This window comes from Flavobacterium lindanitolerans (assembly GCF_002846575.1).
Lineage (GTDB): Bacteria > Bacteroidota > Bacteroidia > Flavobacteriales > Flavobacteriaceae > Flavobacterium > Flavobacterium lindanitolerans.
In genome coordinates, this window is the sequence record NZ_PJND01000007.1 from 1,226,618 (window position 1) to 1,239,684 (window position 13,067).

Consider the following 13,067-nt stretch of genomic DNA (forward strand, 5'->3'; position numbering starts at 1 on the left):
AAGAAATTAAAACCAAATATTATGATGAGCAACTCAGATTTTGGAAGCATTTCATTTGATTTACCTAAAAATCAATCAAATGTAATTAAGGTAATTGGTGTTGGAGGAGGCGGAAGCAACGCGATCAACCACATGTTTCAGCAAGGGATTAAAGGAGTGGATTTTATCGTTTGCAATACAGATTCTCAAGCATTGCAAAATAGCGCCGTTCCAAACAAGATTCAGTTAGGTGTGAACCTTACAGAAGGTCTTGGAGCAGGGGCAAATCCTGAAGTTGGGCAGCAGTCAGCTATAGAAAGTATTGCCGATATTGAAAAAATGTTGGACAGCAATACCAAGATGGTTTTCATCACGGCTGGTATGGGAGGCGGAACCGGAACAGGAGCCGCACCGGTAATTGCTCAGTTGGCTAAAGAGAGAGACATTCTTACAGTTGGAATCGTTACCATTCCGTTCCAGTTTGAAGGAAAAGTCCGTTCTGAACAAGCTTTGGTTGGTGTTGAACGATTGAGAAAACAGGTAGATTCGCTTATCGTAATCAACAATAATAAATTAAGAGAAGTATACGGAAACCTGGGCTTTAAAGCGGGTTTCTCTAAAGCGGATGAAGTTTTGGCAACAGCCTCAAGAGGTATTGCCGAAGTAATTACGCACCACTATACTCAAAACATTGACTTAAAAGACGCCAAAACAGTATTGTCAAATAGCGGTACTGCAATTATGGGGTCTGCTACAGCAATTGGTGAAAATCGTGCTAAAGAAGCGATTATTGCGGCTTTAGATTCTCCATTGTTGAATGATAATAAAATCACCGGAGCCAAAAACGTATTGTTGCTTATCGTTTCTGGAACCAATGAAATTACTATTGACGAAATCGGAGAAATCAACGACCATATCCAGACGGAAGCAGGCTTTAATGCTAACATCATTATGGGGGTTGGTGAAGATGAAGCGCTTGGAGATTCTATTGCTGTAACGATTATCGCTACGGGATTTAATGTAGAGCAGCAAAACGAAATCGTTAATACGGAACCAAAAAAAATTATCCACGCTTTAGAGGATGAGCAAAAAATGGGCCGTGACCTGTCACAAAAACAAGTAGTGCCATCATTCAATTTTTCGCCGGCTCCAGTAGAAGAAAAAAAAGAGACTGAAGAAAAGATTGTTTTTGCATTGGAAGATTTTGAAGTAGCAGATGCAAAAGTTGAAGAGCCGGAAATCGTTTCTGATTTGATAAAAACGACCGAATTCATCAAAAATATCGATGTTGAATTTCAAATAGTATCACCTATCAGCGAGCATGAATTTTATATTACGACTCCGGAAGTGAGAGAGATGGAAGTTCGTGAGCCGGAATTTGTGGCCTACAAAGAAGAAGAGCAGATTACTTTCTCTTTTGACCTGCCAATTAAAAAAGCAGAAGAGCCAAAAGAAGACAGAATTCTTTTCGAATTGTCAAACGAGACTAAGGATATTAAGGTAAACCAGCCGGTTCAGGTGGTTCCTGTAACAGAATTGAACGAAAAAGGTATTGTGAAATATTCTTTGGAAGAATATATGGAAGTTGAAAACGAACTGATTCAGTCAAAACCGGTAGCTAAAGTTGAAGAGCCGGTAGATAAAGAATTGGATTTGAAAATGAAGGTAGAGGAACCTAAATTCAACAATACTGCCTTTGAAGAAATATCGCCTCTTGAAATGACTATCGAGCAGACTTTGAAAAAGAGAGCTGATGAAAGAAGATTGAAGATGAAAGAATTTAACTATAAATTCCATAACAATCCATCAAGAGTTGATGAGTTCGAAAAAGAACCAGCTTACAAAAGAATGGGAATTGATTTGAATCATACCCAGGCTGATAATAGCAAATCTAGGATGTCACTAGGAACGGACAGTAACGACGATTTACAATTGCGTTCAAATAACTCCTTTCTTCACGACAACGTAGATTAACTAACTCAAACCAAAACCCGATAACCCGAAAATTCAATTGATTTTCGGGTTATTTTTTTTATCTTCGCAACAAGTTTAAAAGAAGCATTTAGGCATTTAGAGCGTGAAATAATAATGTTTTGTAATCTGAAAAGTTTATCTGCCTGATTTTAAGATAATTTGTAAATAGAAAAGAATCATACTAATGAGCTTACAAGATAAAATCAACGAAGAAATCAAAACGGCGATGAGAGCCAAAGATACAGTAAGCCTTGAATCGTTAAGAGCTGTAAAGTCTGCATTGTTGCTTCTGCAAACAGACTCGGGGGCAAAAGAAATTACTCAGGATGATGAAATCAAGCTTTTGCAACGTTTGGTAAAACAGAGGAAGGACAGTGCTAATATCTTTACTGAGCAAGGTAGACCTGATTTGGCAGAACCGGAATTGCAGCAGGCTGCTGTAATTGAAAAATTTCTTCCGGCCCAATTAAGCGAAGAAGAAGTAGAGGCTGTTGTAGCTAAAATTATTGCTGAAACAGGTGCTTCAGGAATGGCTTCAATGGGTAAGGTTATGGGGCAGGCTTCTGCTGAATTGGCAGGAAAGGCTGACGGAAAGACTATCTCAACTATCGTAAAGAAATTATTGTCATAAAACTTAAAATCTAAACTGACCCTGTAGTTCAACTGGATAGAATATCAGATTTCGGCTCTGAGGGTTGGGGGTTCGAACCCCTCCAGGGTCACAGATTTTTTTAAAGGGACTGATTTAGTCCCTTTTTTATTTCCAAAAAATAAATTCAGGACATGAGTGAAGCCATCTTTACTGTTTTAACTTTTTTGCTTGTGGCAATCGTAATACTTTTAGTAATTGCAGGCTTTATAAGGCTATTTGTTGAGCCGGCTTACGTGCTGATTTTTAATAAGCCTTTATATATTCATTGGTATCCCGTTCCTAAAAAAATAATACCATTTCAAAGACAGATTCTGGAAAGAGAATTTTCTTTTTACAGAAAGCTTTCTGATAAGAGAAAAGTCTATTTTGAGCACCGTGTCAAGTCATTCCTTATGAATTACCAATTTCATGGCAAAGACATTTCCGTTACAGAAGAAATGAAAGTTATGATTGCCGGAACCTATGTTATGCTGACGTTCGGAATGCGGTTTTATCTTACACCGCTGTTTAGAAAAATCATTATTTATCCTGGCCAATATACGTCCGTCATAACACAGCAAAACCATAAAGGAGAATTTAACCTCCGGCTGAAAGCAGTAGTTTTTTCTTGGGAAGATTTTCTTTCAGGACACAATACAACAAACGATAATGTAAATTTAGGATTGCACGAATTTGCACATGTACTCCATTTTCATTCTAAAAAGACAAATGGTGACCCAAATGCGTCCATATTTTACGATGAGTTCAACGAAATCGTAAAATACTATGATGATGCCGCATTATCGTTAGAATTGGTTCAGAGAGGCTATTTTCGCGAATATGCGTATGAAAATAAATTTGAGTTCCTGGCCGTATTGCTGGAACACTTTTTTGAGTCTCCACAGGTTTTCAGGAAAGAACACCCTGAATTATATGAAAGGGTAAAAAAGATGATTAATTTTAAGGAGGAATATCTGAATTAATTGCATAAAAAAACCTGTTCGCAGAACAGGTTTTTTGTTATAGAAATGCCTTTTAAAGCGAGGCAGTCTTCTTTAAATGGGAAATGGTTTCGGTTGGATTGGCAGACTTGAAAACATAGTTTCCGGCTACTAAAACATCAGCACCGGCTTCAGCCAGTTGTTTGGCATTCTTGTCTGTTACACCGCCGTCTACCTCAATCAGGGTTTCTGCTTTATTACGGGAAATAATTTCTTTTAATTGTCTTACTTTTTTATAGGTCGATTCAATAAATGACTGTCCTCCAAAACCTGGATTCACGCTCATGATGCAAACCACATCAATATCATTAATAATATCTTCCAATACGGTAACACTGGTATGGGGATTCAAAGCAACTCCGGTTTTCATTCCTTCGGCTTTGATAGCCTGTAATGTTCTGTGAAGATGAGTACAGGCTTCATAATGAACGCTCAATACGTTGGCTCCAAGTGAAGCAAAAGTCTTGATATAACGATCAGGGTCAACAATCATCAAATGTACATCAATTGTCTTTTTGCCGTGTTTCTGTATTGTTTCCAGTACAGGCATCCCAAAAGAAATATTAGGTACAAAAACACCGTCCATAATATCTACATGGAACCAATCGGCATCACTGTTGTTAATCATTTCAAGGTCACGCTGCAGGTTTCCAAAGTCAGCAGCCAGCACAGAAGGTGCAATGAGGGTATTTTTCATGTTGTTGTGTTGTTTTGTGCAAAAGTACAGTTAAACAGCTAAGCATACAAGATTTTTTTTAAAGGGGCTAAGGAATTAAGGTTCTGAGTGGCTAAGGTTGTGTTTTTGTGTAAGAATGGAGGGTAATTGAAATTGTTTTTAATCTGTGTAATCATTCAATCTGTGGCTAAAATGAGGATCTTAACAAAGGCTGTGTAAAAAGTTCTAAGGCTCTGAGTAGTAAGGTTGTGTACTTTGTGTGAAAGAGCTATTAAAAATAGTTTTTTGTGTTCTTTCTTTAGGTAAAACAAAACTCCGGAAACCCGAGCGGAGCGAACAGACCGGCAGTTTTGTTTGATAAAAAAAACAAAACTCCGGTAATCAGCCGGAGTTTCAATCATCAATCAAAAAACGAACAGTTTTGAACTGTTGTTACGTTAAATATTATAATATAAGGGTGTCAATTTTTTGGGAAAACAAGATACAAATAAAATCTAAGAATCAAAATGATTTTAGAAAACTTTGCAATTTGTTATCCTAAATAGGTTTTCAGGATTTTGCTTCTCGAAGTGTGTTTCAACCTGCGGATTGCTTTTTCCTTAATTTGACGAACACGCTCACGTGTCAGGTCAAAAGTTTCGCCTATTTCTTCCAAAGTCATAGGATGCTGGTCGCCCAGACCGAAGTACAAACGGACAACATCTGCTTCTCTTGGAGTCAATGTTTCTAATGAACGTTCGATTTCCGTACGCAAAGATTCGTGGATTAGCTCTCTGTCCGGATTTGGAGATTCACCAGAACGCAAAACGTCATAAAGGTTAGAATCTTCTCCTTCAACAAGAGGAGCATCCATTGAAAGGTGACGTCCGGAATTTTTCATAGATTCCTTTACGTCGTTTACTGTCATGTCAAGTTCTTTTGCAATTTCTTCAGCAGATGGCGGGCGCTCATTAGATTGCTCCAATAACGCATACATCTTATTGATTTTATTGATAGAACCGATTTTGTTTAATGGCAGACGAACAATACGTGACTGTTCTGCCAAAGCCTGCAAGATAGATTGACGAATCCACCAAACTGCATAAGAGATAAATTTAAAACCACGTGTTTCATCGAAACGTTGTGCGGCTTTAATAAGACCCAGATTTCCTTCGTTAATTAAGTCGGGAAGTGTAAGTCCTTGGTTTTGATATTGTTTTGCTACAGAAACCACGAAACGCAAATTGGCTTTTGTCAATTTTTCTAATGCTCTCTGGTCTCCGGCTTTTATTTTCTGAGCCAATTCTACCTCTTCATCAGCGGTAATAAGGTCAACTTTTCCAATTTCTTGTAGGTATTTGTCTAAGGAAGCAGTTTCACGGTTAGTTACCTGCTTGGTAATTTTGAGCTGTCTCATTCTGGTTTTTCCTTAATTTATGTATTCAGGTTGTTATACGTAACGAGTTGCAAAAAAGTTACAAAAAGGTAAACAAAATATTTTTATTTTATTTTGAATGTTATGTTTATAGGTGTAACTTATTGATTGTCATTTAGTAGTGTTAATTTCTTAATGCCTTTTCTTAAGAAAAAAAATGTACAGAAGAAGAAATAAAACTACGGAGGAAATAAACCGCGAATAAGGAAATCGTTTTTAAAATGAAATGTATACAATTTAAAAGCCCCATTTCAAATAAATGAAACGGGGCTTCAGTTGAATTAACCTTATATAAGAATTAATTATTTTTTATCCTCTTCTCTTGGAGGTCTTTTTGTTTCGTCTCTAGGAGGCCTTGGCAGTAAAGCTTTTTTCGAAACTTTTTCTTTTCTGGTTTTAGGATCAACCCCAAGGTATTTTACCTGGAATACATCACCCATTTTTACCACATCAGCAACATTTTCAGTTCTTTCCCATGCCAGTTCGGATACGTGAAGCAATACCTCATTACCCGGAGCTGCAGTATATTCTACTACCGCACCAAAATCAAGCATCTTGATTACTTTCACTTCGTATGTTTCGCCTACTTCAGGTTTGAAAACGATTGAATCGATTTTTGCCAATACTGCTGCCATTCCGTCTGGATCAGTACCAAGAATTTCTACAACGCCTTGCTCGTCAACCTCGTTGATAACGATAGTTGTGCCGGTAGCTTTTTGTAGTTCCTGAATTACTTTTCCACCAGGTCCGATCAAAGCTCCAATGAAGTTGCCAGGAATGATTCTGGTAACGATTTTTGGTGCATGTTTCTTCACTTCTGCTTTTGGGGTAGCGATAACTTCAGTCAGTTTTCCCAGAATATGTAAACGTCCGTCACGAGCCTGTTCAAGGGCTTTTTCCATGATGTCATAGGCAAGACCTTCAATTTTGATGTCCATTTGGCAGGCCGTGATTCCGTCAGCAGTTCCGGTAACTTTAAAGTCCATATCACCCAGGTGGTCTTCATCACCTAAGATGTCAGACAATACAGCCCATCTTCCGGTTTTATCATCAGAAATCAATCCCATTGCAATACCTGAAACAGGTTTTGTCATTTGGATACCGGCATCCATTAAAGCCAGAGTTCCGGCACATACGGTAGCCATAGATGAAGAACCGTTAGATTCCAAAACTTCTGAAACTACTCTTACAGTGTATGGGCAGTCTGCAGGAATCATATTTTTCAAGGCACGTTGCGCCAGGTTTCCGTGTCCAACCTCTCTTCTTGAAGTTCCTCTTAGCGGTTTTGCTTCACCTGTTGAGAAAGGTGGGAAGTTATAGTGCAGGTAGAATTTCTCTTCACCTTGTTCTGATGGAGTGTCAATTTGGTTGGATTCTCTTGAAGTTCCCAAAGTTACAGTAGCCAACGCCTGAGTTTCTCCTCTTGTAAACAAAGAAGATCCGTGAACAGATGGAAGATAGTCGATTTCACACCAGATTGGTCTGATTTCGGTAGTTTTTCTTCCGTCAAGACGCAATCCTAATTGAAGAATAACTTCTCTAACGGCTTCTTTATTAACTTTTGAATAGTATTTAGAGATCAGGTCTCCGTTTTCTAATAATTCTTCTTCAGTAAAAGCAGCTTTTACATCTTCTTTTACTTCGGCAAATTTTTCAGAACGCTCTTGCTTGGCTGTTCCTTCCTGGGCAATAGCAAAACATCTGTCGTAAGCCAATTCTCTTACTTTTTCGTAGATAGCTTCATCATTGCGCTCTTCTTCATAAGTACGAACCTCTTTTTTGCCAACAAGATTTTGCAGTCTTTCCTGCGCTTCAATCTGGATTTTGATAGCTTCGTGTGCAAATTTGATAGCCTCAACCATTTCTTTCTCTGAAATCTCCTTCATTTCACCTTCTACCATTGCGATAGAATCTTTTGAAGCTCCAATCATCATGTCGATGTCAGATAATTCCAATTGAGCACGGCTTGGGTTGATTACGAGTTTACCGTCGATTCGGGCCACACGTACTTCTGAAATCAGGGTTGAGAAAGGTACGTCTGAAACTGCTAGTGCAGCAGATGCAGCCAAACCTGCCAAAGCATCAGGCATTACGGTTTCGTCATGAGACATCAGCTGGATCATTACCTGTGTTTCTGCATGGTAATCATCCGGGAAAAGCGGACGCAAAACGCGGTCAACTAATCTCATGGTAAGGATTTCGCTGTCGCTTGGACGTGCCTCACGTTTGAAAAACCCGCCAGGGAAACGACCTGCAGCTGCAAACTTTTCGCGATAGTCAACTGTTAAAGGCAAAAAGTCAACTCCGGGAGTTGCTTTTTTTGCAGATACTACGGTAGCAAGCAACATTGTATCTCCCATTCTTACTACTACAGATCCGTCGGCTTGCTTTGCCAGTTTTCCTGTTTCGATCGAGATGCTTCTTCCATCTCCTAAATCGATAATTTCTTTTGAAACTTTTGGAATCATAAAATTTTTCCTCTTTTGATTAAACAATGGGTTTTAGTTGTGTTGTAGTTGTTGTTGTGTGTAGTTATCTAAAACCCAATGAAAAACCAAACTTTTTTTCGGCAATATGTAAAAACAAAAAGAGGCGCGTGAGCACCTCTTTTCTATTGAATTATTTTCTAATATTCAATTCTTTGATAATCTCACGATATCTGTTGATATCTTTTTTCTTAAGATAATCAAGCAAGCTTCTTCTTTTACCTACTAGTAGGACAAGCGAACGCTCCGTGTTGTAATCGTGACGATTTTTCTTCAAGTGTTCAGTCAAGTGACCAATTCTGTGCGTGAATAACGCGATTTGTCCTTCAGCTGAACCTGTGTTTTTAGCTGATCCTCCGTGTTTAGCGAAGATTTGCTCTTTAACTTCTTTAGTTAAGTACATGCCAATATTTGTTTAAATGATTATTATGTAATGAATAAGTTTTTCTTATTCGAGTGCAAAGGTAATATTTATTTTCAGAAAAAATAATTTTCAGAAAAAAGATTTTAAAAAATACGGTTTGTAGAGTTTGTTTTGTTTAAACGGCTGACAGTTAGCTTGTTTTTGAATCTGCTTAGGGATTGGAGTTCCTAAAATAATTTGGCTACTTCAGCATTTACAAATTCAAGGAAGCGTTCGTCCATTTCAGTAAAAGGATCCAATACGTTGGAATCGATATCAATCTGGCCTATGTTTTTTCCTTCAACAAAAAGCGGAATTACGATTTCAGATTTTACCGTAAAGCTGCAGGCAATGTAATTGTCCTGTGCTTTTACATCAGGCACTACAAAGTTTTGGTTGGAAACGGCCACCTGTCCGCAAATTCCTTTTCCGAAAGGAATAACCGTGTGGTCTGTTGGTTCGCCGGCATAAGGGCCCAAAATCAATTCTTCTTTATCACCATTCCTGAAATAGAATCCAACCCAGTCATAATAGTCAATGTTGTCTCTTAAGAGATGGCAAATCTGCATTAATTTGTCTTCTCTTAAAATGTCTTTGTGGTGGAGGATGTCCTCAACCTTAGGTTTTAATTCTTCAAAAGTCATAATGATGGTTTTTACTATACAAAAGTATTTAATTACGGAAAGCTAAAATTGTATAGTTTTGTTAAAAATATTTTTTTGAAAAGCTACTTCGTCCAATACCGGCCGTTTTTTATATTTCTCCTAAAGTTTTTTCTGACTTATGGAGTGCTGATGTTTGCATATCAGTTGTATCTCAATAGTTTTGATGCTGAAAAATTTGAAACGGACAGTTTTACAGAACTTGTAGCTTCACAGACTAATGATGTACTCCATCTTTTCGGGCAGGATACTTCAATTGCTCCACATGACTCCCAGCCCTCTGTAAAACTTTTTCTTAACGGCAAATTTATAGCAAGAGTAGTGGAAGGCTGCAATGCCATGAGTGTTATGATTCTTTTCGTGGCATTTGTTGTTGCTTTTAAAGGGAGAATGAAGCAAACAATAGTGTTTGTTCTGATAAGTATTCTGGTTATCCACATATTAAATATTCTTAGAATTGCATTGCTTGCCATTGCGTTGTATTATTATCCGGAATATGAGCATATTTTGCACGGTGTTGTTTTTCCACTCTTTATTTATGGAGTAGTATTTGGTCTTTGGGTATTGTGGGTTCAAAAATTTTCATTGCATGCAAAAGCTTCTTAATTATAAAAAAGAAATCGCTTTATCGCTAATGCTGGTTTTTCTTCTGGCCTTAATCAGGATGTTTGAAGAGCGTTTTTACGATCCGTTTCTGGCTTATTTCAGAAGTGATTATATGGAAAAACCTTTTCCGCAGTATGATTCCTTTAAGTTGTTTTTCAGCCTTTTTTTAAGATATTCATTAAATAGTCTGATTTCAATTGCTATCATACAGGTTTTGTTTAAAGATTTAGGGTTGTCAAAATTTGCAGGTATACTATATCTGGTTTTTTTCATCCTGCTGATAGCGGTCTTTTTTTCCATTCTCAGTTTTTCCGACCAGGAAAACAACCTTTTGCTTTTTTATGTCCGAAGGTTTTTAATCCAACCGCTGTTTTTGTTGTTATTTGTTCCGGCCTTTTTTTATCAGAATAAGATTTCGAAAAAAAATAACAATTCTTAAATAGTTTTGTGTTGGCAATTTTAATAGTTTTGCACCAGACAATTTATAAGTTAATGAATTTAAGAAAAAGCACAAGTTTGATTTTAGCACTTTTCCTGTTGGTTTCCAATATGGGATTTGCTTTCAATGTGCATTTCTGTGGCGGAAAAGTTTCTTCCATTTCAGCGGCTTATAAAACTTCTGAAGTATGTGCCCTGCCTAAAAAGGAAACTACTGAAAAGAAGTGTTGTGCCAAAAAAGCAGAAGAAGGAAAAAAATGCTGCTCTGATAAGAAAGTTGAACTTAAGAAAAAATCAGAACAGGTTGTTGTAAAAACCTTTTCATTTCATTCAGGACCTGCTGTTATATTCCAGGATTGGAAACCGGAAGTTTTTGGAAAGCCACTTCAGGCTCAAAAGCAGGAAAATATTGAATACTATTGCGATGCCAATGCACCGCCCTTATTCAAGCTATATTCCCAGTATATTTTCTACGCGTGATTTGATAGATAATTCCGTAAAGCCTTTTATGGCTTAACTATAATTATACTATTAAATCTTTTTTTATGCAAAAACAATTCATACTGCTGTTATGTCTTATCGTTTCTGCCGCTTCTTTTTCGCAAGAGTTGAAAGGGAAAATAACAGAAGGAACTGCTACAGGACAGCCAATCATTGGGGCCAGTATACAATGGCTCAACACCCAGATAGGTACAACTACTGATGTAAATGGAGACTTTTCCATTTCTTATAAGCCGGAATTTACAAAATTGGTGATTAGTTATGTTGGATTCTCAACAGACACGATTACTGTAAATTCTCCAAATTTTATTCACCATTCCCTTGTTCAGAATAACGAGCTGGAAGAAGTGACGATTAACAAAGAGCGAAAAAGCCTTCAGAAATCGTATATGAAAACGGCCAACGTTACTACAATGTCCAGCAAAGAATTGCTGAAAGCGGCTTGCTGTAACCTGGCAGAAAGCTTTGAGACGAATCCGTCAATCGATGTCAACTTTTCTGATGCTTTGACAGGAACAAAGCAGATTAAGATGTTAGGGTTAACAAGCCCTTATTTGATGATTACGGAAGAAAATCTTCCTTCGGTAAGAGGAGCTTCACAGGCTTATGGCCTTTCTTTTACGCCCGGAACCTGGGTGGAAAGCATCCAGATTACAAAAGGTGCGGGGTCTGTTGTTAACGGTTTTGAAAGTATTTCGGGACAGATCAATACAGAGCTTATCAAACCTGTAAACGATATTCCTTTTTTCCTGAATGCCTATGGTTCTACAGACAGCCGTTTTGAACTAAATACCCACTTCAACAAAAAGGTATCTGATAAATGGAGTACAAGTTTATTTCTTCATGGTAATGCCAGATTGGGTAAGAACGACATGAATGATGACGGATTTTTGGATAATCCGCTTTCAAAACAAATTAACGTATTGAACAGATGGCAATATACCGACATGGAAAAAGGCTGGGTAAGCTTTTTGAATTTCAGATACATGAATGATGCAAAGCAGACCGGAGAGGTTGATTTTGATAAAGACCGCGATAAATTCACGACAAATTACTGGGGTTCTGAAATCAAAACACAGCGTTATGATGTTTCCGCAAAATTGGGTTATGTTTTTCCTGATATGCCTTACCAGAGTATCGGGTTCCAGACTTCTTTCAATGGTCATGACCAGGAATCGTATTTTGGTCTGAACAGGTATGATATCAATCAGAAAAGTTTTTATTCCAACCTGATTTTTAATTCCATTATCAGCAATACGCTGAATAAGTTTGCAACCGGGTTGAATTTTACCTATGACAAATACGATGAGTTTGTGGGCGTACCAAATATTGCAAGAGATTTCAACCGAATTGATAATTCTGTTGGTGCATTTTTTGAATATACTTATGATAATACCACAAACTTCAGTTTGGTTGCTGGCGCCAGAGTTGATAATCACAACCGATTAGGAACTTTTATTACGCCAAGAATCCATGCAAGATACAATCCGTGGGATAGGGCAGTATTGAGGGCTTCTGCAGGAAGAGGAAAACGTTCTGCGAATATTTTTGCAGAGAACCAACAGCTTTTTGCCAGTTCAAGGGTTTTTGATATTCTGAATACGGGAGGCAAAATCTACGGATTGGATGCGGAAATTGCATGGAATTACGGAGTCAGCTTTATGCAGGGTTTTACGCTTTTCAACAGGCCGGCAGAAGTTACTTTTGATTTTTACAGAACTGATTTCCAAAATCAGGCTGTTGTAGATTTGTATGCTAGTCCACAACAGGCTTTGTTTTATAACCTGGACGGAAAATCATTTGCCAACAGTTTACAGCTTGATTTTAATTATGAACTGGCAACACATTTTAATTTAAGAACGGCGTATAAGTTTTATGAAATTGAAACCGATTACCTAAGCGGAAGCGCGCAAAGACCGTTACAGGCGAAACATCGTTTCTTTGGTAACTTAGAGTATGAGACACATATCACGGATAAAGGGCAGCAATGGAAATTCGATTTTACATACAATTGGCTTGGGAAACAACAGTTGCCAAATACGGCATCAAATCCTGCATCTGACAGGCTTCCGGACTATTCGCCATCTTTTTCTCTGATGAATGCCCAAATCACAAGAACTTTTTCTTCTACCTTTGAAGTGTATGTTGGTGGTGAAAACATAGGGAATTATAAACAGGATAAGGCCATTTTAGGAAGTGATAATCCGTTTGGACCAAATTTTGATAGTTCCATAATCTATGCGCCAATTTTTGGACAGATGTATTATGCAGGATTGCGATTTAAGATAAAATAAAC

General features: G+C 37.7%; 12 protein-coding genes and 1 tRNA gene. 8 read left to right on the forward strand and 5 right to left on the reverse strand.

What is annotated here, in order from left to right:
• The first annotated feature begins 21 nt into the window (after nt 1-21).
• The 4 genes from ftsZ to B0G92_RS05425 all read left to right on the forward strand — a co-directional run bounded on the left by ftsZ (nt 22) and on the right by B0G92_RS05425 (nt 3,567).
• Nucleotides 22-1,953: a cell division protein FtsZ gene (gene ftsZ, locus B0G92_RS05410; protein WP_056068330.1), complete on the forward strand. Its 1,932-nt coding sequence runs from the start codon at nt 22-24 to the stop codon at nt 1,951-1,953.
• 184 nt (nt 1,954-2,137) lie between these two features.
• Nucleotides 2,138-2,584 (forward strand): GatB/YqeY domain-containing protein, encoded by a 447-nt coding sequence (locus B0G92_RS05415; RefSeq protein ID WP_056068332.1) that lies wholly within the window; start codon nt 2,138-2,140, stop codon nt 2,582-2,584.
• A 17-nt stretch (nt 2,585-2,601) separates the two neighbouring features.
• Nucleotides 2,602-2,675: transfer RNA gene (locus B0G92_RS05420), tRNA-Arg, on the forward strand.
• 61 nt (nt 2,676-2,736) lie between these two features.
• Entirely contained in the window at nt 2,737-3,567 is an 831-nt protein-coding gene (locus B0G92_RS05425) for a zinc-dependent peptidase (protein ID WP_101471349.1), read from the forward strand.
• Between the two features lie 52 nt (nt 3,568-3,619).
• On the opposite strand, the gene rpe is transcribed toward B0G92_RS05425, so the two are convergent.
• From rpe to B0G92_RS05455, 5 genes are all read right to left on the reverse strand, one after another.
• Nucleotides 3,620-4,282, reverse strand: a complete 663-nt coding sequence (rpe, locus tag B0G92_RS05430; protein ID WP_101471350.1) for a ribulose-phosphate 3-epimerase — start codon at nt 4,280-4,282, stop codon at nt 3,620-3,622.
• A 511-nt stretch (nt 4,283-4,793) separates the two neighbouring features.
• Entirely contained in the window at nt 4,794-5,657 is an 864-nt protein-coding gene (locus B0G92_RS05440) for a sigma-70 family RNA polymerase sigma factor (RefSeq protein ID WP_026707723.1), read from the reverse strand.
• A gap of 320 nt (nt 5,658-5,977) precedes the next feature.
• A complete protein-coding gene (locus tag B0G92_RS05445; RefSeq protein WP_101471352.1) occupies nt 5,978-8,143 on the reverse strand; it encodes a polyribonucleotide nucleotidyltransferase in 2,166 nt (721 codons plus the stop codon).
• Nucleotides 8,144-8,294: 151 nt separating this feature from the next.
• Nucleotides 8,295-8,564, reverse strand: a complete 270-nt coding sequence (gene rpsO, locus B0G92_RS05450; protein ID WP_056068350.1) for a 30S ribosomal protein S15 — start codon at nt 8,562-8,564, stop codon at nt 8,295-8,297.
• Nucleotides 8,565-8,752: 188 nt separating this feature from the next.
• Nucleotides 8,753-9,208 carry a GAF domain-containing protein gene (locus B0G92_RS05455; protein ID WP_056068352.1) on the reverse strand — a complete coding sequence of 152 codons (456 nt, stop codon included), beginning with the start codon at nt 9,206-9,208 and terminating at the stop codon, nt 8,753-8,755.
• Nucleotides 9,209-9,283: 75 nt separating this feature from the next.
• Between B0G92_RS05455 and xrtF the strand changes: the two genes are divergently transcribed.
• The 4 genes from xrtF to B0G92_RS05475 all read left to right on the forward strand — a co-directional run bounded on the left by xrtF (nt 9,284) and on the right by B0G92_RS05475 (nt 13,065).
• A complete protein-coding gene (gene xrtF, locus B0G92_RS05460; protein ID WP_101472034.1) occupies nt 9,284-9,832 on the forward strand; it encodes an exosortase family protein XrtF in 549 nt (182 codons plus the stop codon).
• Complete coding sequence (locus tag B0G92_RS05465) at nt 9,816-10,271, forward strand: exosortase F system-associated membrane protein (protein ID WP_245867708.1); 456 nt, start codon at nt 9,816-9,818, stop codon at nt 10,269-10,271. Before xrtF ends, B0G92_RS05465 begins: the two co-directional genes overlap by 17 nt.
• Nucleotides 10,272-10,324: 53 nt before the next feature.
• Nucleotides 10,325-10,750: an HYC_CC_PP family protein gene (locus B0G92_RS05470; protein WP_101471353.1), complete on the forward strand. Its 426-nt coding sequence runs from the start codon at nt 10,325-10,327 to the stop codon at nt 10,748-10,750.
• A 65-nt stretch (nt 10,751-10,815) separates the two neighbouring features.
• Nucleotides 10,816-13,065 (forward strand): TonB-dependent receptor, encoded by a 2,250-nt coding sequence (locus B0G92_RS05475; protein WP_101471354.1) that lies wholly within the window; start codon nt 10,816-10,818, stop codon nt 13,063-13,065.
• The last annotated feature ends 2 nt before the right edge of the window (nt 13,066-13,067 follow it).

What these genes read in the sequence shown, in the direction of transcription:
- B0G92_RS05475 (WP_101471354.1), top strand. Translation starts at nt 10,816, where the DNA reads ATGCAAAAACAATTCATACTGCTGTTATGTCTTATCGTTTCTGCCGCT.
- ftsZ (WP_056068330.1), top strand. Translation starts at nt 22, where the DNA reads ATGATGAGCAACTCAGATTTTGGAAGCATTTCATTTGATTTACCTAAA.
- rpe (WP_101471350.1), bottom strand. Translation starts at nt 4,282, where the DNA reads ATGAAAAATACCCTCATTGCACCTTCTGTGCTGGCTGCTGACTTTGGA.
- B0G92_RS05445 (WP_101471352.1), bottom strand. Translation starts at nt 8,143, where the DNA reads ATGATTCCAAAAGTTTCAAAAGAAATTATCGATTTAGGAGATGGAAGA.
- B0G92_RS05415 (WP_056068332.1), top strand. Translation starts at nt 2,138, where the DNA reads ATGAGCTTACAAGATAAAATCAACGAAGAAATCAAAACGGCGATGAGA.
- B0G92_RS05440 (WP_026707723.1), bottom strand. Translation starts at nt 5,657, where the DNA reads ATGAGACAGCTCAAAATTACCAAGCAGGTAACTAACCGTGAAACTGCT.
- B0G92_RS05455 (WP_056068352.1), bottom strand. Translation starts at nt 9,208, where the DNA reads ATGACTTTTGAAGAATTAAAACCTAAGGTTGAGGACATCCTCCACCAC.
- rpsO (WP_056068350.1), bottom strand. Translation starts at nt 8,564, where the DNA reads ATGTACTTAACTAAAGAAGTTAAAGAGCAAATCTTCGCTAAACACGGA.
- B0G92_RS05425 (WP_101471349.1), top strand. Translation starts at nt 2,737, where the DNA reads ATGAGTGAAGCCATCTTTACTGTTTTAACTTTTTTGCTTGTGGCAATC.
- B0G92_RS05465 (WP_245867708.1), top strand. Translation starts at nt 9,816, where the DNA reads ATGCAAAAGCTTCTTAATTATAAAAAAGAAATCGCTTTATCGCTAATG.
- B0G92_RS05470 (WP_101471353.1), top strand. Translation starts at nt 10,325, where the DNA reads ATGAATTTAAGAAAAAGCACAAGTTTGATTTTAGCACTTTTCCTGTTG.